Source organism: Clostridium sp. (assembly GCF_036646415.1).
Classification (GTDB): domain Bacteria; phylum Bacillota; class Clostridia; order Clostridiales; family Clostridiaceae; genus Clostridium_J.
Genome location: NZ_JAVXMF010000004.1, coordinates 74,283 through 93,986, shown reverse-complemented (window position 1 = coordinate 93,986; position 19,704 = coordinate 74,283). Strand labels below are relative to the sequence as shown.

The 19,704-nt window shown below is 29.2% G+C and carries 20 protein-coding genes; 13 read left to right on the top strand and 7 right to left on the bottom strand.

The genetic code is table 11. The features are described 5' to 3' along the window. Positions 1-94: 94 nt before the first annotated feature. The 3 genes from RSD37_RS04260 to RSD37_RS04250 all read right to left on the bottom strand — a co-directional run bounded on the left by RSD37_RS04260 (position 95) and on the right by RSD37_RS04250 (position 3,302). A complete protein-coding gene (locus tag RSD37_RS04260) occupies positions 95-1,894 on the bottom strand; it encodes an ABC-ATPase domain-containing protein (protein WP_346945461.1) in 1,800 nt (599 codons plus the stop codon). Between the two features lie 301 nt (positions 1,895-2,195). Further along, entirely contained in the window at positions 2,196-2,831 is a 636-nt protein-coding gene (locus RSD37_RS04255; RefSeq protein ID WP_346945460.1) for a carbohydrate-binding family 9-like protein, read from the bottom strand. A 273-nt stretch (positions 2,832-3,104) separates the two neighbouring features. Next, positions 3,105-3,302 carry a hypothetical protein gene (locus tag RSD37_RS04250; protein WP_346945459.1) on the bottom strand — a complete coding sequence of 66 codons (198 nt, stop codon included), beginning with the start codon at positions 3,300-3,302 and terminating at the stop codon, positions 3,105-3,107. A 456-nt stretch (positions 3,303-3,758) separates the two neighbouring features. Between RSD37_RS04250 and RSD37_RS04245 the strand changes: the two genes are divergently transcribed. From RSD37_RS04245 to RSD37_RS04210, 8 genes are all read left to right on the top strand, one after another. Next, positions 3,759-4,046 (top strand): CD3324 family protein, encoded by a 288-nt coding sequence (locus tag RSD37_RS04245; RefSeq protein WP_346945458.1) that lies wholly within the window; start codon positions 3,759-3,761, stop codon positions 4,044-4,046. A 155-nt stretch (positions 4,047-4,201) separates the two neighbouring features. After that, on the top strand, positions 4,202-5,080 hold the full coding sequence (locus tag RSD37_RS04240) for a GNAT family N-acetyltransferase (protein WP_346945457.1): 879 nt from the start codon (positions 4,202-4,204) through the stop codon (positions 5,078-5,080). 57 nt (positions 5,081-5,137) lie between these two features. Further along, complete coding sequence (locus RSD37_RS04235; RefSeq protein ID WP_346945456.1) at positions 5,138-5,992, top strand: RNA methyltransferase; 855 nt, start codon at positions 5,138-5,140, stop codon at positions 5,990-5,992. Positions 5,993-6,330: 338 nt separating this feature from the next. Continuing rightward, entirely contained in the window at positions 6,331-6,726 is a 396-nt protein-coding gene (locus tag RSD37_RS04230) for a hypothetical protein (RefSeq protein ID WP_346945455.1), read from the top strand. Positions 6,727-6,734: 8 nt separating this feature from the next. Beyond that, positions 6,735-7,295, top strand: a complete 561-nt coding sequence (locus tag RSD37_RS04225; RefSeq protein ID WP_346945454.1) for a metalloregulator ArsR/SmtB family transcription factor — start codon at positions 6,735-6,737, stop codon at positions 7,293-7,295. Positions 7,296-7,323: 28 nt separating this feature from the next. Next, positions 7,324-8,358, top strand: a complete 1,035-nt coding sequence (locus RSD37_RS04220) for an aminopeptidase (RefSeq protein WP_346945453.1) — start codon at positions 7,324-7,326, stop codon at positions 8,356-8,358. 535 nt (positions 8,359-8,893) lie between these two features. Further along, complete coding sequence (locus RSD37_RS04215) at positions 8,894-10,246, top strand: MATE family efflux transporter (protein ID WP_346945452.1); 1,353 nt, start codon at positions 8,894-8,896, stop codon at positions 10,244-10,246. Between the two features lie 147 nt (positions 10,247-10,393). Further along, positions 10,394-11,149, top strand: a complete 756-nt coding sequence (locus tag RSD37_RS04210) for a hypothetical protein (RefSeq protein WP_346945451.1) — start codon at positions 10,394-10,396, stop codon at positions 11,147-11,149. A 52-nt stretch (positions 11,150-11,201) separates the two neighbouring features. On the opposite strand, the gene RSD37_RS04205 is transcribed toward RSD37_RS04210, so the two are convergent. Beyond that, positions 11,202-11,873, bottom strand: a complete 672-nt coding sequence (locus tag RSD37_RS04205; RefSeq protein WP_346945450.1) for an NAD(P)/FAD-dependent oxidoreductase — start codon at positions 11,871-11,873, stop codon at positions 11,202-11,204. A gap of 35 nt (positions 11,874-11,908) precedes the next feature. Further along, positions 11,909-12,148 (bottom strand): hypothetical protein, encoded by a 240-nt coding sequence (locus tag RSD37_RS04200; protein ID WP_346945449.1) that lies wholly within the window; start codon positions 12,146-12,148, stop codon positions 11,909-11,911. Positions 12,149-12,268: 120 nt separating this feature from the next. Between RSD37_RS04200 and RSD37_RS04195 the strand changes: the two genes are divergently transcribed. Continuing rightward, entirely contained in the window at positions 12,269-12,967 is a 699-nt protein-coding gene (locus tag RSD37_RS04195) for a carbonate dehydratase (protein ID WP_346945448.1), read from the top strand. Between the two features lie 150 nt (positions 12,968-13,117). On the opposite strand, the gene RSD37_RS04190 is transcribed toward RSD37_RS04195, so the two are convergent. Continuing rightward, positions 13,118-13,996: a LysR family transcriptional regulator gene (locus RSD37_RS04190; protein WP_346945447.1), complete on the bottom strand. Its 879-nt coding sequence runs from the start codon at positions 13,994-13,996 to the stop codon at positions 13,118-13,120. Positions 13,997-14,221: 225 nt separating this feature from the next. Here RSD37_RS04190 and RSD37_RS04185 point away from each other — a divergent pair, with 225 nt between their 5' ends. The 3 genes from RSD37_RS04185 (at position 14,222) to RSD37_RS04175 (ending at position 17,061) form a co-directional block, all read left to right on the top strand. Beyond that, complete coding sequence (locus RSD37_RS04185) at positions 14,222-15,028, top strand: nitroreductase family protein (protein ID WP_346945446.1); 807 nt, start codon at positions 14,222-14,224, stop codon at positions 15,026-15,028. Between the two features lie 39 nt (positions 15,029-15,067). Then, the gene (locus RSD37_RS04180) at positions 15,068-15,889 is read left to right on the top strand and encodes a nitroreductase family protein (protein WP_346945445.1); all 822 of its coding nucleotides are present in this window, start codon (positions 15,068-15,070) and stop codon (positions 15,887-15,889) included. Between the two features lie 338 nt (positions 15,890-16,227). Beyond that, positions 16,228-17,061, top strand: coding sequence for a deoxyribonuclease IV (locus tag RSD37_RS04175; RefSeq protein ID WP_346945444.1), 834 nt, complete (start codon positions 16,228-16,230; stop codon positions 17,059-17,061). Positions 17,062-17,240: 179 nt separating this feature from the next. On the opposite strand, the gene RSD37_RS04170 is transcribed toward RSD37_RS04175, so the two are convergent. Continuing rightward, positions 17,241-18,002, bottom strand: a complete 762-nt coding sequence (locus RSD37_RS04170) for a 3'-5' exonuclease (protein WP_346945443.1) — start codon at positions 18,000-18,002, stop codon at positions 17,241-17,243. A gap of 189 nt (positions 18,003-18,191) precedes the next feature. On the opposite strand from RSD37_RS04170, the gene RSD37_RS04165 reads away from it, so the two are divergent. Beyond that, complete coding sequence (locus RSD37_RS04165; RefSeq protein ID WP_346945442.1) at positions 18,192-19,682, top strand: methyl-accepting chemotaxis protein; 1,491 nt, start codon at positions 18,192-18,194, stop codon at positions 19,680-19,682. Positions 19,683-19,704: the final 22 nt, after the last annotated feature.

The window sequence follows — 19,704 nt, the reverse complement described above, 5'->3', positions numbered from 1 at the left end:
TGAATGAATAAACCCTCATCACGGCTGTTTTTATAATATTATATTTTTATAATAAGAACCCACCGCAAAATTGGTGAGTTCGTGTATTCTGAAATTATAAAAATTTAACAGTTCTCATACGATTTATTGCTGCGGCTAATTCTATTTTCCTAGGTAATTCAAGCCAACGTTCAGTTAACAAAATGTTTGGGAAAATTGAGTCTAAGCCATTAGATTCAATTTGGTCATATACTTCAGAAATAGCCTCTTCAATATGAATGGTTTCTGAGGTTGACTTAACTTCTATAAATCTCAATATATATGCTAATGCATTTAGTTGAGCATGTGATGTTATTCCAGGTAGCATACGTAAGTCAAGTTTTTCATCACCTATAAGAATACAATCTTTTTCTATGACATCAACCTTTTGAGATACTTGTTCATTAGGATAGGGAGTAAAGCCTTTACTACTTAATTTACGATTATGATACCAATTCACAGGTTCTAAGGTTTCATCAACAGCAAGCTCAGAGGTAAAGCACATTAGTTTCGTTTCCTCCGTTACGTTATATGCAACAAAGTCCTCCATAAGGATTACATTATCAGCAATTTCAAGATACTCACTGCTACCGCCAATAACGAGTATGGTTGAGGTTCCAGTTTCATAGAACATTTGGCGTATCCTATCAGTAAATGGAGTTATAGGTTCTTTTTTTATAAGTTGCTTCATTCTAGAATCCTTTATCATAAAGTTTGTAGCACTTCTATCTTCATCAATTAAAAATAACTTTGAGCCATAATTAATAGCTTCTATAATGTTAGCAGCTTGTGATGTACTTCCACTTGCACGCTCAGTTGAGAATGCTTTTACATTTACCATAGATAGAGATTTTATAAAAGGGGATAGGTCTAGATTTTGGATTGACCTACCATCTTCTGCTGATATATTTATAGCAGTTTCATCTGTTATTACAAGTTCACGTCCGTCTCCAGGAATATGATTATATACTCCTACAGATATGGAATCAAGCAAGGTACTTTTTCCAGAATATCCTCCACCAGTGATAATAGTTACGCCTTTTTTAACTCCCATACCTATAATTGAGTTACCATCATTAAGGTTAATTTTCACTTCATCCTCCATAGGACTTATAAATGGCAAGGCATTTTCTTGTGGAAGCTCCGTTCCTTTTAAACGAGGTAAAATACTTCCATTAGCCACAAAAGAGCAATAAGAGTTTTCGCTTAAGAACTTACGAATTTGCTCTTGAATTGAAGCTATTTTAAGCCAGTTATTTAAGGCTGCATTATCAAAGTTATCTATAAAGTCATCAAGTATTTGTGGTAAATCCCTGGTCATGATTTTAGCAGCTTTCTTTCCATTAATGGTTAACTTCTTTTCCTTATCTTTATATATAGGCAATAAGGCTTGCATCATTATGCATAAATAATTATCATCTTTAAAAAATGAACAATTTCGTTTTAATATCTCTTGACCTGGGTTAAGAATATAGAGCATTCCTGTGACCTTGGCTTCCTTGGTACGACTATAATATTCTGTATTTTTCAAATTTATATAATAACTAAGTTTTCTTAGACAATAGTCTTCGATAGCTAATTTCTCAATTGGTGAATGTGAGTTTGTATCTTTAAGACCCAAATGGGATAGAGGAATTTTAATTGTTATAGTTGGCTTTTCAAGTAAAAGCTTATGAGTAATATCAAATTTAAATTCTATGTCATTATAGTAATAATAAGGTCCTTTAACAAGTGACTGTAAAGCCTCTTTTCTTTTAAAGCTACTTGCGTCAGGAGTACTACCTAATTTACGAGAGATAATATGAGCGTTATCTTCGTAAACTTTACGGTAATAGGATACATTGCAATCATCGATTTCTAATAATATTTTTTTCAAACGATCTATAGGTAACACCTCTTTCAATAATATAAATTGTTTTATTTAATCCTAAAAGCAAATGACAATCATATTAAGAAAAAATAAAACACCTCTGATAAAATCAGAAGTGTTTTAATCAATGAGAAATTACCTCAAATAATAGTCTACTTTTATGTTAGAAAGTTCTTACGTAGGTAGACAAAACATGATCTGAAATTATTATTTTTAACTTAATATTAATTGTCACATTGTCCACCTCACTTTCTTAATCTATAAGAATATATTAACAATTATATTACAAAATGTCAATAATGTTTTTTTATTCAAAAATTATACAGCCAAAGAATTCAGGCTTATGAAATGAAGGTGCTGGATTAGTTATATAACTCCAAACACCGTAATGAGGGATAACCGTCTTAGAACCAGTTTTGTAAAAGTTGCCGTTCATAAGGTATCCAGGTTTTATTTGAAAATCACTAAAGTAAGTTTTTATAAAAGAAAATGGTATTTCATACTCCACTTTCCAGGGTATAGAATTAGAAAAGCATTTATAATTATTATGGGTAACATCAGTTTTTATATTAAATATACTTAAATCAACATTATTAATGTAGGCTCTATTTTGTGTTTTAGAATCAAGTTGAAGTAATAAAACACCAGCAGCATTCATTTCAAAATTAAAATATCTTTCATCATTTTCTGGTTCAGGTTTAAAGAAGAATTCCACAGCACTATCCTCATAAACATTATCATTAAATTTAGTAGAGTTCACTCTAACTACTGCATCTTGTGATAAAAATCTTATATGCAAAGCATCATCAGTATAGAACATTTTTACCACTGTACAGGGTTTGTATCCAGTTTTATCCCAAGGAAATTTATCAATTGTAGTTCCTTCTATTTTGTCCCAAATATGACTATTATACTTCTTTACTTTTTTTACATAATACTTCAATTATCTCACTCCTGATTTTATTTATAGGTGGTTAATTTCAGTATATGATTAATTGATTTAGAGTTTACAAAATAAGGAAAATACAATGTAATACTGACGTAATATACTAAAGATTTAACATTGGTAAAATTAAAAAGGGAGAAAGGATTATTAGATATGAGAAAATATATATTTTAAACTGCTACTTACATTTTCAAGATATATTTATTTCTATAATAAAAACCCTAGAAAGCCAATATAGGTTTTCTAGGGTTAGTTCAATAGATAGAAATATTATCTCGATCTATTCTCAGTGCTATCTAGTAGTTCTTGTAGCTTGCTAGCTTGCATACCTGATTCTTCAGCAAACTGTTTAAATAAACTACTAACTTCACTATTATCTAATTTCTTAGAATATGTTTCATAATCACGTACGTTTTCTTGGGCATCAAGCAGTTTTTTTACAATTACATCTCTAGTATTTAAGTTCATTTGAAATACCTCCACATTATTAATATTATTTTGTTTTTTCATCTATACTAAACATTTATTACACGCTTATTTTAACCTTTTTCAAAAAAAATATTCTCTTCATTTTTCAGAGATTTAATGATGCACTTTCTGTGTAATGCCATTGGAAGGTAAACAGATATTTAAAATCATATCAGAACTTAAAGAAATCAATTTAAGTTTTCATTGGTTTAATTGATAATTTATATAAAATTTGGTATTATATAGGGAGAAAGAACTTATTGGGGGTGTGATAATATGAGATTTGAACTCAAAGAAAGCGAACAACTCAAAATACTCTGTGCAAAGTCTGTAAGTATGACATATGGCGACAATTTGCACAGAGGTAATAAATAAAGTCGTCTTTATAATTAAAGGTCATACATATACAGGCTTTGTCTCTTTAATTTAGATTATAAATTTAAGGAGCTGAGCTTTATGGGATATGTAAAGGCTGAAACAATTTTACCGGATAGTTTATTAAGAGAAATTCAAAAGTATATTCAAGGTGAATATGTATATATTCCATCTGAAAATACAACTCGGAAAAAATGGGGAGAAAAATCTGGCACTCGAGATTATATAAAGAATAGAAATGAAGAGATATGCACCAAGCATAAAAATGGATATGCAATCTTAGATTTGGCAGAAGAATTTTTTCTTTCTATTGATAGTATTAAGAAAATTGTATATACAAAAAATAAATATGAAAAGCTACCACTGTAATAATCAGTGGTATTTTTTTATGTGTAAAGAATAATATAGAAATATTCTTTATATATTATCTTAGCACACCAATATATTAAAATGAATATGAGGATAAATCCTATATGTATAAAATTATTAAGTAATAGTATTTATATTTTGTGAGGTGAATATATATGAAAATTAAGAATAGAAGATATATGCTATTAAGTGATTTTGAAAATGTATATAAATTCTTAAAGGATAATTATAATAGTGAGCACTTTAATGGTTATTTGTTACCAAGTTTTTATGAGTATGCCCATACTCATTCAGCATTTAATCATAAGTTGACTCATAGATTTGGTCTTTGGGAAGAGAATAATGATATTGTTGGAATTGCGTGCTATGAGATGAATTTAGGAGAATGCTTTATGGGAGTAAAGGAAGGTTATGAAACTTTATATCCTGAGATGCTTACTTATGGAGAAAGAGAATTATCAGAGGTTAAAGATGGAAAACATAGCTTAGATGTATACTCTACAGATAAGCAAGGATTAGATACTCTATTATTGCAAAGAGGGTATGAACTATGTGAAACTGAAGCAATTACAATATATCCCTATGAAAAGGGTTTTCCAGAATTATCATTGCCAGAGGGTTTTTCTGTAATATCCCTTGAAGAGGAGAATGATCTAAAGAAAATTCATGCTTGTCTATGGAAAGGCTTTAATCATGGATCTAATCCAGATGATGATATAGATGGTAGACTTCTTATGCAAAGCGCTCCTCGATTTAATAAGGAACTTACAACAGTTATAAAAGCTCCAAATGGTGATTATGCATGTTTTGCTGGTATGTGGGAAGATACGCAAAATGAATATGCCTATTTAGAGCCTCTAGCCACTGTTCCAGAGTACAGGAGAATGGGACTTGCCACCATTGCGTTGATGGAAGGAATGAAAAAAAGTCAAAAGTATGGAGCAAAATATTGCTTCGGAGGTTCTAGAGAATTTTATGGCATTATTGGATTTGAAGAGGTTGGTAAACGTACCATGTGGAAGAAAATTTGGTAATTAACTAATTTTATAAATTTTGGGGATTTAAGTACTAAGAAAGGAATTATAATTAAAATGGGGTTAGATATTGAACAATTGTATAGAGAGTTTTCTAACTTAAGGCTTGTTGGAATTAAGGAGCCTTCGCTAGGAATAATAAATAATTTAATAAAGAATAAAAAGGTTGATGATGAAAATTTATTTGTTATAGAGGGATTATGGGCATATGAAAAAATAATGAAAAGTAATTTAAGAATAAGAAATTTCGTATTTTGCCCAGAGTTTATTAAAAATAAAGATATGCTTGAGATGGTTCGACTTGTTGTTTCCTCAGCAGAGAATTCCTATTTAATATCAAGTAATTTGTGTAGTAGATTAAGTAGTAGAGATGGTGGAGAAGGATTTTTCATGTTATGTAGTTTTCCACAGCATAAGCTTGATGATATAGAGCTGAAAGAAAATAATTTACTAGTAATACTTGATGGGTTAGAGAAACCAGGAAATATTGGAACAATCATAAGGTCAATTGACGGTGCTGGTGGAGATGGAGTAATTATCTGTAATAGTAAGGTGAGAAAAACAAATCAAAAATTAATAAAATCAAGCATGGGATCTAGTTTTATGCTGCCAGTTATAAACAGTGATATAACCGAAATTACAATGTGGCTTAAAGGTAATGGATTTAAAATTATTATTACTGATTTAAAGGCTAGTAAAAGCTACTATAATGCTGATTATAAAGGAAGAATTGCTATTATTGCAGGAAATGAAATACATGGTATTTCAGACGTTTGGAATGAACATGAATGTGAAAGAGTAATAATACCAATGTTCGGAGGTGCGGATTCCTTAAATGTAGGAGTGGCAGCCACAATGGTTGTTTATGAAGCAAGCTTTTGCCAAAAGGATTTAGCTAAAAGGTTAGGATAAATGCAATTGCTTTATTTTAGATGATATGGAAAGTGATATATATATTCATAGAAATATAATTTCTATGAATATTTTTTTTATGTTTATGGTAAAAAAGTTAAAAATAGTACAATAATTAAGATGTGCAGTCTAATAATTATTAAAGTTTGGTGATTATGAAATAGCAGTATTAAATCATTATATTTAAAAAGTATTTTTATATTCATCGAAACGTATTGACAAAAATTAATTTAGTTGATATTATTTATTTAGATGGTTATAAAAATAAAAAATAAATGTTTAATTTCATGGTTTTTATGTGCATTAAAATAACAATATTTATAAAGGGGATTTTAAAAATGAGATTATGTGAACAATTAAAAGATCAATATTTAAAGGAGATTACTGCGTTAATAGATAGGTGGAAAGAAAACTCCAGTAGATTAAAAAAAGAAGAGTCAGTGGATGAAGCGATTTTAGAAAGTATAAAAGTAAATGTAGGAGAAATATTCTATAAAATGTTCAATGTTAGCTACAATAATTCTTGTAAAAATGTGTTAACAGAGGAAGAAGAACTTAAGAAGCTATATGATGCATATCTTGCTTTCTTTGATAAAATACCTGCACCTTGGAAGGCAAAAGCTGAAAAGGATAAAGAGTATAATATGATGGAGGAATTTTATAAAGAACAAATAAAGTTAGAGACAGCAGATAAGCTTAAAGAAATATTCGTTAAATATTATGAAAAAAAGTAGGTGATAGTATGGAAAAGGATTGTTTAAAGATTTTTAAATGTCTTGCAGATAAATCCAGGTTGATGATAATAAATAATTTAATGGAAAGTCCTATGTATGTAGAGTTGTTATCAGAGAGATTAAATTTAGCAGCATCTACAATATCCTTTCATTTAAAAAAGTTGGAAGAAATAAAATTAGTTTATTCAGTTAAAGAACAGTATTATGTAGTTTATCATTTGAATGATGAAATGCTTTCATTAACGCTGAATTCATTAATAGGGATAGGAGAGCCGGAAAAGGATATTCAGACAAAAAGAGAGGAACAGTATAGAACTAATGTAATTGAAGCTTTCTTTGAATATGGAAAATTAAAATCTATTCCTGTACAGCAAAAGAAAAGAAAAATTGTACTGGAGGAAATTCTTAAAAAATTTCAGCCTGGAAAGGAATATGCTGAAAGGGAGGTAAATATAATTATTGCTGATTTTAATGATGATTTTTGTACTATAAGAAGAGAGATGATAGCTTTTAAAATGCTTTCAAGAGAAAATGGTATTTATAAGCTAGTTGAAAATAAAAAAGATTAGAAATAATAATAACATGGGGGTTATTAGTATGGAATTTATAAATGTTATACCAAATATGGTTAGTGGATTTGAAATTAAAAAAGGAGCTCTAGTATTACTAAATTTTTGGGGAGAAAATAGTGATTTAGCTATACTAGATAAATTTACTTTAGAAGTTGCAAAGGCTGGAGGAGTTCCAATTAGATGGCAGCAATCCAGAGAATTAATAAAAGATTATTATACAGAAGTAGCACAAGAATACTTAGAGTTTCCAGATAAGTATTTTGAAATTTTCAAACTAGCTGATGTAGTTATTGATATGTTTATGTATGCACCTGCACCGCACAAGGATTTTCCAAAGGATAAGTTTCCTTTCTATGGTGGATATATGAGAAAGCTATTTGGTTCACTTACTGAAGGTAAAGAATTATTTATTCAAGTAAGAGTACCAACAGAGGAAAATGCTATGAGTGAAGGCATTGATTATGAAGTTTATAAAGCTTCAATATATAATGCTTTAAGCATAGATTTTACAAAGCTTAAAAAGGATTGTACAGAGCTTGTAAATAAACTAAAAGGAAAAAATAGCATTAAGATTTATACAGAAGGTAATAAGGTATTATCCTTTAATCTAGAAAATAGACAATGGCATAAGGATGATGGTACTGGAGATATTCCATGTGGAGAGGTGTTTATAGCTCCAATTGAAGAAAGTGCTGAAGGTGAAATATTAATCCCACTAGTTATATTAGAGGGCGAAAAGCTTTCAAATATACTTCTTGAATTTAAAGCTGGTAAGTTAGTAAATTGTTCATCAAAAGAGTTAATGGAGTTTATTAAACAATTTTCAGGAGATAATGATGTTCTTGCTGAGTTTGGAATAGGGTTAAATGAAAATATAAAAGAACTAATTGGTTGTGCTGTTGTAGATGAAAAATGTAAAGGAACTGCACACATAGCAATAGGAATGAATGATATGTTTGGTGGGAAAAATTCTTCTCAGCTTCATATGGATTTTATATTTACTCCATTGAAGATTGAAGTAGATGATGAAATATTAATGCAGGGTTCAGAGCTGTTATAAAGATATTTTCAGTGTTTTGTTAAAAAGATTTAATTATGTATATTCTAGAAAAAATAGTAGCTTCCAATTGCAGTGGAGCTACTATTAAAAACATAAATGTGGAATTGAAAAAGTTAAAATTGAAAGAATTTAAATTTTTAGGTGCAAATCCAAAGTTTCAAATAATTATTGAAATAATATCTTTGGTAACAATATATTTCATGGCAATTTACTTTATTATGAGTTTATATGATATAGGTACTCCAATAGGAATATGTTTTTTTTATAGCTATTATATTTACTTTTATTAATAGTCTTTATGGACCAAAGGTAGAGTATCATAAGTTAAAAGATGAGACTATTTTTATACTGTATACAGGTAATAAAACAGGGACAAGTGTTTTGGGAAGAAGAGTTAGTTCTTATGCTGAGGGTATCATTATAGATAGATTTATATTTTCAAAAGATGAAATATTATATTTACAAAAGGAGTGATGGTCATGGGCTTATTTAGTGGGGAATTAGGAAATGCATCGGAAGAGGATAATATAATTATATGAATAAAAATAATGTTCTTGAAAATAAATCTATATCTAAATTAATATTTATATTTGCCATACCTTCAATATGTTCATTACTATTAGAGTCAGTAGCATCTATGATAGACACAGTTTTTGCTGGTCATTTAGGTGCTATTAGTGCGAATGCACTGACTGCTATGGGGATTTTAAATCCAATACTATCATTATTAATTGCAGCTCAATTAGTATTTGGTGTATCAACTAGCATAGTGATAGCTAAAGGGCTAGGGGAAGATAACAAAGGTAAGGTAAACAATGCATTTAAGGTTGGACTATACTCTAGTTTCATTTTTAGTTTTACTATATCTTTGATAATATTTATCTTTCAAGGTAAATTATTAGATATACTAGGTGCTAATGGACAAGTTAGGAGATTAGCAAAGGAGTATTTAAATATAGCTATAATATTTAATATATTTAGTTCTACAGGATATACATTAGTAAATAATATAAGAGCTTTCGGATATCCTAAGATAGAAATTATGGTAGTTGTTTCTGCTACAGCCATAAATGTTTTATTTAATACAATATTTACTTTTGGAATGGATATGGGTATTAGAGGTATTGCATTAGCAACTTTAATTAGTGAAATATATTATTTATCATCTTCTGCTATATTTTTAATGAAAAAGAACTTATGGATTAAGAAGAGTACATTAAGTGTAAATGAAGTAAAATCAATATTGTTATCATTGGTAAAAATTGGTTTTGTTCAATTCTTAATGCAGGCCTTAAGTAGTTTAACTGCATTTATAATAAACAACAGATTAATGACCTATGCAAGTATTATATATATAGGAGTATGGGCAATTTGCAGTAATATACATACGGTTATAATATTACCTCTAATAGGCTTAACACAAGGAATACAATCAATAATAGCTTATTATCAAGGTAGTAAAGATGAAAATAGAAAGAATGAAGCAAAAATGAAGGCTATAAAATATAGCTTGATATATTCAATAAGTGCAACTATATTAGTAGGATTGTTTGCAGATAAGTTTGTATCTATATTTACTCCTAATTTAGATTTTATAAACTTAGCCATACCAATAGTTAGAATAATGTTTTTGGGATTTCCATTTATGGGGGTTGTATATACTTTAATAACTTTCATGCAAGTATCAGATAATGAAAAAAATGCCATTATACTAGGAATGACTAGACAGATGGGGGTATTTATACCTTTAGTAATAATACTTCCAATAATATTTTCTAAATATAATATTATGAATATACCACCTGGTATGTCAATATTCATTGCAATACCATTATCAGATGTTGGAGCATTTATTGTAGGTATATATCTGAGTAGAAGGTGTATTTAAAAGAAGTGGAATAAGCTTTTGATATCTATATATTTTTCTAGGATGAATTTTAAAAAGTTAGAGTAAGGGTTACTTACAATCTAGTTTTATGTAACCAATATAAAATGCTTTAATATTATATTATAGAGTAATTTATTGTGAGGAAATATGATAAGTAGGAAAGAAAAAGCTGTTATAGATTCAAAGGTAGGAAATGTAATAGATAAAATGTCACTAGGTAAAGTTACATTGCATGGAGAATATATTAGTTCTGATAGTGGATATGCAGATAATTTAGAGATTTCTATTATTTCAGAGCAAGATGGGAAGGAAATTATATTTCCCGTTTACTACAGTGGTTATTCTTTGAAATTGTTTTTAGGCGATTTTAATGGTGATGGTAAATCTGAGATAATGTTAAGAGGCAGCTTTGGTGGTTCAGGAGGATTTGAGATTGCTTCTATTTACGAGTATAAAGATGGAAAAGTAGAAGAAATATTTAGTCCAGACATGTTTAGTGAAAAGTATAAGTTTGAGGCGAAATATTTAAATAATTACAAGGTAAGGGTAGATGCTGTAACTTTAAATAAAAAATGGATTATAGATATATCATCTAAGCCTAAAATTTATTTGAACTTTATCTACGATGATAAAGGCAATGTTATAGATGAAGGAATGTCATCAGTATCACCAATAAACAGTGCGTATCCAATTAATGATGTATATCAAGATTACTATAATTTGTTTGTAAGACAGAGAATTATTGGAATATCTAATGCAGATACAATAGGTGTTGTTGAAAGCTTTGTTAATTTAAAAGATAACAATATAACTATAAATAGTGTAGGGGTTTTTACCTATGGTGAGAATATAGATAATATGACTAATATGACTAGAAGAATGATAGAAAATCAAGATATATGATAAATTTAAGTTGTAGAACAAGGTATTCTTTTAATAAAAAGCCAGCAAAGATTTATTTGCTGGCTTCATTTATAGTAATAACATTTTTTCTTAAAGCATCAATGCCTATTCTATCGATAAAGTCACTCAATTTTTCACCCATTGAAGCATTGGTTTTATAAAAATCAAAGATGTTATCTACAGTTTCTAGGGCTTCAACTTCAGTTAAATCTACAGCTATTACATCTGCAATTCTTGGATTATATCCTGCTGATCCTCCGGCGGTAACTCTAAATCCAGTCACATCCGCAATTACTCCCACATCCTTACTATAGACACTTCCACAAGCAGATCTACATCCAGCGACACCAATTTTAGTTCTACAAGGCATTTCCATTCTCATGTATTTATTATATAGTTTCATTCCAGTACTAATGGTATTAAATTTGCTTCTTTTACAAAATCCAGCAGGGCACATCTCTACATTTTTTACTGAATTTTGTGTAAGAACTGCTGGTTTCATATCTAGTTCTTTCCATATAGAAGGTAAATCCTCTGCTTTCAGGTTAGTAATTAATATTCTCTGACCTGAAGTTAGTTTAATTACACCATCATATTTTTTAGCTACCCTTGCTATTTTTTCTAAGGTTTCTGGAGTAGTGAAGCCACCAGGAATGTCAGGAGTTATAGCAAAGGTTCTTTTCCCATCCTTAACCTTTTGAAGATTTCCAAAGTCATTACCCAATTTAACATCTCCTTCTTTAATAATGTGCCTAGCAATTAATAATTTATATCTGCAGCAGCTACATTTTCCTTATTTTTAGAAGAACATGGAGTAACTCCGTAGGTCATTCCACAGTGAGGGCATCCGTCAACAAGTTTTGTCATAGTGAAGGTTTTACCACAACTACACTCTATTTCATGTTGGATTGCAAGTGGGAAATCTGCCTTTCCTTTACTTCTAACTAAATCAACTATAGCTTTACCATCTTTTTCGATAGATGAACATCCACAACTCATAATTATTACCTCCGTTTTTTATATTATGTTTTATAGTGTACATGAATAAGAAAAATTATTCTGTAACATAAGATACGTAATAGGAATATTAATGAAGTATTAATAGTTAGGAGGAATACTATGAGTGACTATAAAATCAAAAGGCACGAGGAAGAAGGACCAGTTAATTTATATTCTTATTTTATTGGTTCAAATCCACCTACTTCATTTAATCCCATAAGTTCATATCCAACTATTCATAATACAGTGTTGGTAGGTCCATTTTCTAGTGTTATAGGAGATGTGACAATAGATAAAAATGTATTTGTTGGATGCAATGCAACCCTTAGAGCTGATGAAGGTACCCCTTTCTACATTGGACCTAATTCTAATATTCAAGATGGAGTAATATTTCATGGTTTGCAGAATCAAAAATTCACTGTAAATGGGAAAACATATTCAATTTATGTTGGAAAGGAATCTACTATTGCTCATGGAGCTTTAATTCATGGACCAAGTATTGTAGGAAATAAAGTTTTTGTTGGATTTAATGCCATTGTTTTTAATGCTATTGTAGAAGATGGCTGTTATATTGATACTACAGCTATTGTAACCGGCGGAATAAGATTGCATGCTAACACCTATGTTCCAATTGGTGCTATAATAGATACTCAGAATAAAGCTAATGCTCTAGGAAAAGTACCTACCAGCAGAGAGGAATTTGCTAAAGAGGTAGTGGAAGTAAATAATGAGTTTCCATCAGCTTATGCGTTAAAGTTTGGTGATACTCGTTGTAGTTGTGGACTTTGTTGTAATAAAGATACTATAATTCATGATTAACAAATTAAGGAACACTCTGAATATATAAGTTGTCTAGTGGAACTTGCTTCACCAAAGATAGGGGAGGTGGAGTTTCATGTATTTATTACTTCAATATGTAAAACCGTACAAATTGAATTGTACGGTTTTTTTAGTATTTAAATAGTAGTGTTAGGCAATTGAGGAGATAACGTAATCTTTAAATATCTTTGAAATAGGGGACATATAGGAGTCTTTAAGCCAGCCCATATAAATCACTCTATCTTTGAGATTCTCTCTAATTTTTATGATAGAAAGAGTATTAGTATTAATAATTGGAGTATTAGGGACTATAGAAATCCCGGCACCAGCAGCAACTAAGCCTTCGAGCATACTAGCTTCGCTAGGTTGTATAGAAATTTTAGGAATATAACCTAAGTATTCGGAGTAAGAAAGCATTTTATCTTTACTTTGCTCACAAAATGCAACGAAGGATTCATTCTTTAATTCCTTTAAAGAAATTTCAGTTTTATTTGAGAGAACATGATTTTTAGGAACAATCAGAACATATTCTTCCCTTTTTATTGGTATTGATTGAATTTCAGGGTGAGAATCAATATTGTCTATACAATCATAAAAACCCAAATCTATTTTCCTTGTTTTTAAATCTCTTAGTATTCCTGGTACAGATTGATGGTTAAATTGGAATTTAGCATTAGGACTTTTATTTAAAAAATTGCTAATTATAAAAGGCATAAAATAAGTTCCTATACTAGATGTAGATGAAATACTTATAGTACCTGCTAAAGGATTAGTTATATCTTGTAATTCTTTTACTCCTCTTTCAATTTCCATTAAAGCTATATTAGTATGAGTTAAAAACATTTTTCCAAAACGAGTAAGTTTAATATTACGACCATTTTTCTCAAATAAAGGCACATTTAATTCATCTTCTAACTTTGATATTGCTTTACTTAAAGCCGGTTGAGTTACTGAAAGTAAATTTGCAGCAGTTGTGAAATTCTCAGTTTCAGCTATTGTTTTAAGATACTCTAATTGTTGTAAATTCATTTTTATCTCCTTAATATTTAGTATATTGTTATTTAAAAACTATATAGTTATTTTTCATATAACTATAACTAAAAGTCATATTTATATGAAAAATATGAATTAGACATAGTTAGTTTTGTAATGATATAATCACAATATGTAATTTGAAAATTAATTAATTATATTGGCTAATTATAAATTTTATTTATGGATATGTCAAAATTATGTTTGAGGAGATTATAAATTATGGATAATATATTTAATAAACCAATAAATGAAGTTATACAGTTAAGACACTCAGTAAGAAATTATGAAAATAAAGATTTATCAGAGAAGGTAATTCAAAAAGTAGAAGAGTACATTAATAATATAGATAATCCTTTTGATGCCAAAGTGAGAGTCAACTTAATTAAAAAAGACGATTCTAATAAAGAAGTAAAACTTGGAACTTATGGAGTGATAAAAGGAGCTAATTATTACTTAGCTGTTGCATGTGAAAAAGGGAACTTCAATTTCGAGGCCCTTGGATATGTTTTTGAAAAAGTAATTTTATATTGTACGTCTTTAGGTCTTGGAACAGTATGGCTTGGTGGAACCTTTAATAAAGGTAAGTTTGCAAAAGCTATGAGTATAAAGGAAAATGAAATTCTTCCTATTGTATCACCGTTAGGATATGAAGGTGGTAAAAAATCATTCTTAGCATCGATGATGGGTAGCAACACAAATAAACGGAAGGCTTATTCTGAAGTCTTCTTTGATAAGGATTTTAACAATCCACTTTCTAAGGAAACAGCAGAAAAGTATAGTGAAGTTTTAGAAATGGTAAGAATTGCTCCATCAGCTATGAATAAGCAACCTTGGAGAATATTAAAGCAGGGAAATAAATTTCATTTTTACACAGATGGTAAGATGGAAATGAATAGAATAGATATGGGAATTGCTCTTTGTCATTTCCATTTAACTGCCAAAGAAAAATCTTTAAATGGAGAATTCAATATTACAGATCCTAAAGTAGACACTAAATATAAATATGTTATATCTTGGATAGGATAATATTATAGATAATAAGGATAAGGTAGGGGGAATTATTTTATGATGAATGTAAATAAAGATAAATGTATAGGTTGTGGATTATGTGTAAAGGATTGTTTTGCAAGAGATATTAATATTATAGAGGGAAAAGCTGAAATTAATAATGTAACTTGTTTTAAATGTGGTCACTGCATAGCTATTTGTCCTAAAAATGCTATATCAACAGATGAGTATGATATGGAAGATGTAAAAGATTATAATAAAGAAGAATTTTCAATAGAGGCTGATAATCTACTGAATTTTATTAAGTTTAGAAGAAGTGTAAGATACTTTAAAAATAGAAATGTAGAGGAAGAGAAGCTTTTAAAAATAATAGAAGCAGGAAGATTCACACAAACAGGAAGTAATAGTCAAAATGTATCTTATATAGTAGTAAGAGATGGGATAGAAGAGTTGAAGGATATGGCATTAGAGAGCTTAAATGGCATAGGACAAGGAATACTTTCTAATTTAAATCCACAAACAATGCCTTTTAAGAGATACGCAGAAATGTGGGGGAAAATGTATGAAGGCTACAAAGCAAATCCAACTGGAAGGGAAAGTTTGTTCTTTAATGCTCCTAGTATAATACTCGTTGTATCTGATTCACAAGTAAATGCATCTTTAGCATCTTCAAATATGGAGCTTATGACTAATGCATTAGGACTTGGAACATTCTTTAGTGGGTTCTTTATAAGAGCAGCTCAAGGAAATAAAAAAATTATGGATTATCTAGGATTAGATGAAAGTAAGCAAATTGTTACTTGTATGGTAATAGGATATCCAGATATAAAATATTCAAGAACAACACCTAGAAAAAATCCAGAGATAAGTTGGAAATAAAAACATACTTATTTAAATATAATACAAACAATTAATAAAATGTGAAAATGAGTTTATTATATAATTAGATGTCCATGTACAAGTTACTTCTATTATAGTATCATCTTATTAAGATTTAGATTAAGGCATCTTCAAAAAATAAATAAGTCAGTCTCCTAGGCTATTTTGAGTGATACGTCGTCAGCAGAACCCTTAGATAGTTCTACTATCTGCGGAACCTACTTCCTTGTCTAACTCAAAATATCCTTCGCATCTTTGACTTATTATTTGTTTTCAGATGCCTAACACAAGATTAAAATTTATATAAAAATAAGTGAATGTAAAGTGGAGGTAATTAAATGTTAAATATAGGATGTCATTTATCAACATCTAAAGGATTTAAAAACATGGGTAAGGAGGCACTTGGAATTGGTGCTAATACTTTTCAATTCTTTACCCGTAATCCAAGAGGTGGAAAAGCTAAAGCTATAGATGAAAAGGATGTTGCAGCTCTTTTAGAAATGGCAAAGGAGAATGATTTTGCAACAGTATTAGCCCATGCACCATATACATTAAATGCTTGTTCAGCAGATGAAAACACTAGGAAGTTTGCAATGGAGATGATGATAGATGATTTAGTGAGAATGGAATATTTACCTAATAGTTTATATAATTTTCATCCAGGCAGCCATGTGAAGCAAGGTGTTGAAGTTGGGATTAATTACATTGTAGAAATGCTTAATAGTGTTATTAAACCAGAGCAAACAACAACAATTTTATTAGAAACAATGGCTGGAAAAGGTTCAGAGGTTGGTAGAAGTTTTGAGGAAATAGCGGAAATTATAAACAGAGTAGAACTTAAAGATCATATGGGAGTATGCCTTGATACTTGTCACGTATATGATGCTGGATATGATATTGTTAATGATTTAGATGGGGTATTAAATGAATTTGATAAGATAATTGGATTAGATAAATTGAGGGCAATACATTTAAATGATAGTAAAAATCCTTTTGAGAGTCATAAGGATAGACATGAAAAGATTGGTGAGGGTTCTATAGGTATAGAAGCTATTACTAGAATTATTAATCATCCTAAGTTGCGACATTTACCATTTTTTCTTGAAACACCTAATGAAATTGAGGGATATGAAAAGGAAATAGAGATATTAAGAGGTTTATATACTGAATAAAATTTTAGTTACTATGTGTTGATATTATATAAAAATACAGGTTAGTATTATTGTATAAATACCAATAAAAGGCTCTATAAAAAACTTCAGCTTAAAAATAGGCTGAAGTTTTTTTATTATAGAAACTTGTTTTCCAATATAAATTTAATAATTATTATATATCCTATCATTTGGTTTATTTAAGAATGTCCCTCATCACTTAGAACAAACTGTCTAGTTCTTCCCATGGTGTAGGCAAGTTTTATTATGTCTTCTTCTTCTGTTGACATTTTTCTATTATACATTTTTTCAAATTGATTAACTAATCCATTCATATCAATAGTTTCTTTAAACACTGGAGGTCTCTTAGTAGGTCTTGGTGTGTATATTGTAGGCTTTATATTATCATCAAAAATTTTCTTGAAAACTTCAGAAGTATAATATGCATCATTAAAGGCATCGTGAAACTCTCCTTGAGATTCTATATTTAAGAGTTCAACAGCATTTCCTAAACCAATGTTAGTTCCCTTGGCAGCCTTAAGATATTTTGAAGCATAACTTTGAATATCAATGTATTTTTTAGAAATTAAAGAAGTTGAAAGGTTATGAAATTCTATGTTTCTTATAAGTTCTTTAACATCAGATTTTCCCCAAACAACTAGTATAGTATCATCTTCGCCAAGAAAATTTATAAAGTCTTCATAAATTTCAGCGAAATTTTTAGATGAATTTAATTGTTCATCATTTATTTTAGTCAGTTTTTCCACGTAAGGATGAATAGTTTTGTGGACTACTGGTTTAATTAGTGTATTAAATGTGGAAATTGTATCAAAATTTTTATTCAGTTTTATTGCCCCAATTTGAATAATTTCAAAGGTGAGCTTTAAGCTACAATCTGTTTTGATATCTTTAGTATTGGGTAAAGCTTGATTAAATTCTAAATCAAATATTATATAATTCATGTCTATTACCTACTTACTTTCTAATTGTTATTAATTAGTATTTACAAAGAAACGAATAAGAACAAATAATAACAGAAAAAAATAATGCTAAAATTTTACTATTAAGTTATAATAATATAAAGATATATATAATATTACACGATAATAAAAAATAGTAAATAGTACTAAAGGGGTAAAGGGGTAATTGTGATGGAAAATGACAGAACTATAAATGCTAATGAGAGCCATATTTCTCAAACAAACAATAAAGTGTTAAAAATATTTTTAATAACGATAAGTTTTGTGATGATTGGATCATTAATGCAGGTCTATAAAGGGGAAGAAAGCTTTGTATATGCACTACCTAAAATTTTAGTTGGAGTAACAACCTATATCATATCAATGTGTTTGTATTTGAAAAATAGAGATAGCAGTATTATAAAATGGGTAATATCTATTGGGTGTACAATATTATATGCAATTTTTCTATTAACAGCAACTCATGTGTCAGTCTTTACATTGATATTTCCGATTGTATTAATTTTAGTTTTATATCTAGATGCTGTACTAATGCGTAGTGTTTGTTTGGGTAATTTTATTTTAATATTAGGTTATTCGTATAATCAATTTAAGTTGGGAAATCGAACAGAACTTGTTATTATTCTAGGTGCATCAATTATTTTTGGAATAATGGTTATTTCTGTTACAAAATTTATTAGTAAGATGAATAGTGAAATGAATGATAAGATTGAAATAATAAATAAGAATAATGAACTTCAGAAAGAAATGCTAGAAGATTTATTTAAGGTATCTAATACTGTTAAAGATAAATCAGAGAATCTTAAGGAAATTGTTTCATTGATGGGTGAAAGCACAACAGAGGTAAGTTCTGCTATATCAGAGATTGCTAAAGGGGCGACAAACACTACTGTGGAAATTGAGAGCCAAACTACTCTTATTAATGAAATAAAACATGGAATAGCAGAAGCTTCAGATATAGCTAAAGTTGTTCAAAAATCTTCTGAGGAAGCTGAAGGCGCAATAGATAGTGGTTTAGAAATCGTATATAACTTATCTGAAAAAAGCGAATATATTAATGATAAAAATATTGAAGTTAGCAATATTATGAATAACTTATCTGAAAAATCTTCTGACATTGCACGAATAACAAATGTTATATCATCAATTGCTGAGCAAACAAATCTATTAGCTTTAAATGCTGCAATAGAAGCAGCTAGAGTTGGTGAGAGTGGAAGAGGTTTTGCTGTAGTTGCGGATGAAATAAAAAAACTAGCAACTGAGAGTAAGAATAGCTCAGCGGAGATAGATAATATACTAAGGTCCTTAAGGGAAGATACAAATGTATCTGTATTGGAAGTTGAGGAGCTAGTAAATGCAAATAACCAGCAACAACAGCTAGTTAAGGAAACTAACGAAGCTTTTAAAGCAATAAAAGGAAATGTTTTATTGATGAAGGACGAAATCGTTAGTGTAGTTTCTAAAGTTTATACCATATTAAGTAGTAGTGAAAAAATTGATGAAAACATTACAAATCTATCTGGAATAGCTGAAGAGACAATGGCTAGTTCAGAAGAAACAGCGGCAATAGCAACTGAAAACTTAAATAATTCAAATCAGTTAGAAAGTATATCAGATGCGCTAAATGATTCAATTAAAGAAATAACTAAATATTTTCAATAAAAAAGAAATAGGCTGTTTTAAG

Excerpts from the sequence above, each read along its gene's own strand:
- RSD37_RS04200 (WP_346945449.1), bottom strand. The coding sequence starts at position 12,148 with ATGAGTTGTGGATGTTCATCTATCGAAAAAGATGGTAAAGCTATAGTT.
- RSD37_RS04195 (WP_346945448.1), top strand. The coding sequence starts at position 12,269 with ATGAGTGACTATAAAATCAAAAGGCACGAGGAAGAAGGACCAGTTAAT.
- RSD37_RS04245 (WP_346945458.1), top strand. The coding sequence starts at position 3,759 with ATGGGATATGTAAAGGCTGAAACAATTTTACCGGATAGTTTATTAAGA.
- RSD37_RS04235 (WP_346945456.1), top strand. The coding sequence starts at position 5,138 with ATGGGGTTAGATATTGAACAATTGTATAGAGAGTTTTCTAACTTAAGG.
- RSD37_RS04240 (WP_346945457.1), top strand. The coding sequence starts at position 4,202 with ATGAAAATTAAGAATAGAAGATATATGCTATTAAGTGATTTTGAAAAT.
- RSD37_RS04250 (WP_346945459.1), bottom strand. The coding sequence starts at position 3,302 with ATGAACTTAAATACTAGAGATGTAATTGTAAAAAAACTGCTTGATGCC.
- RSD37_RS04190 (WP_346945447.1), bottom strand. The coding sequence starts at position 13,996 with ATGAATTTACAACAATTAGAGTATCTTAAAACAATAGCTGAAACTGAG.
- RSD37_RS04220 (WP_346945453.1), top strand. The coding sequence starts at position 7,324 with ATGGAATTTATAAATGTTATACCAAATATGGTTAGTGGATTTGAAATT.
- RSD37_RS04170 (WP_346945443.1), bottom strand. The coding sequence starts at position 18,002 with ATGAATTATATAATATTTGATTTAGAATTTAATCAAGCTTTACCCAAT.
- RSD37_RS04185 (WP_346945446.1), top strand. The coding sequence starts at position 14,222 with ATGGATAATATATTTAATAAACCAATAAATGAAGTTATACAGTTAAGA.
- RSD37_RS04180 (WP_346945445.1), top strand. The coding sequence starts at position 15,068 with ATGATGAATGTAAATAAAGATAAATGTATAGGTTGTGGATTATGTGTA.
- RSD37_RS04215 (WP_346945452.1), top strand. The coding sequence starts at position 8,894 with ATGAATAAAAATAATGTTCTTGAAAATAAATCTATATCTAAATTAATA.
- RSD37_RS04225 (WP_346945454.1), top strand. The coding sequence starts at position 6,735 with ATGGAAAAGGATTGTTTAAAGATTTTTAAATGTCTTGCAGATAAATCC.
- RSD37_RS04210 (WP_346945451.1), top strand. The coding sequence starts at position 10,394 with ATGATAAGTAGGAAAGAAAAAGCTGTTATAGATTCAAAGGTAGGAAAT.
- RSD37_RS04175 (WP_346945444.1), top strand. The coding sequence starts at position 16,228 with ATGTTAAATATAGGATGTCATTTATCAACATCTAAAGGATTTAAAAAC.
- RSD37_RS04165 (WP_346945442.1), top strand. The coding sequence starts at position 18,192 with ATGGAAAATGACAGAACTATAAATGCTAATGAGAGCCATATTTCTCAA.
- RSD37_RS04230 (WP_346945455.1), top strand. The coding sequence starts at position 6,331 with ATGAGATTATGTGAACAATTAAAAGATCAATATTTAAAGGAGATTACT.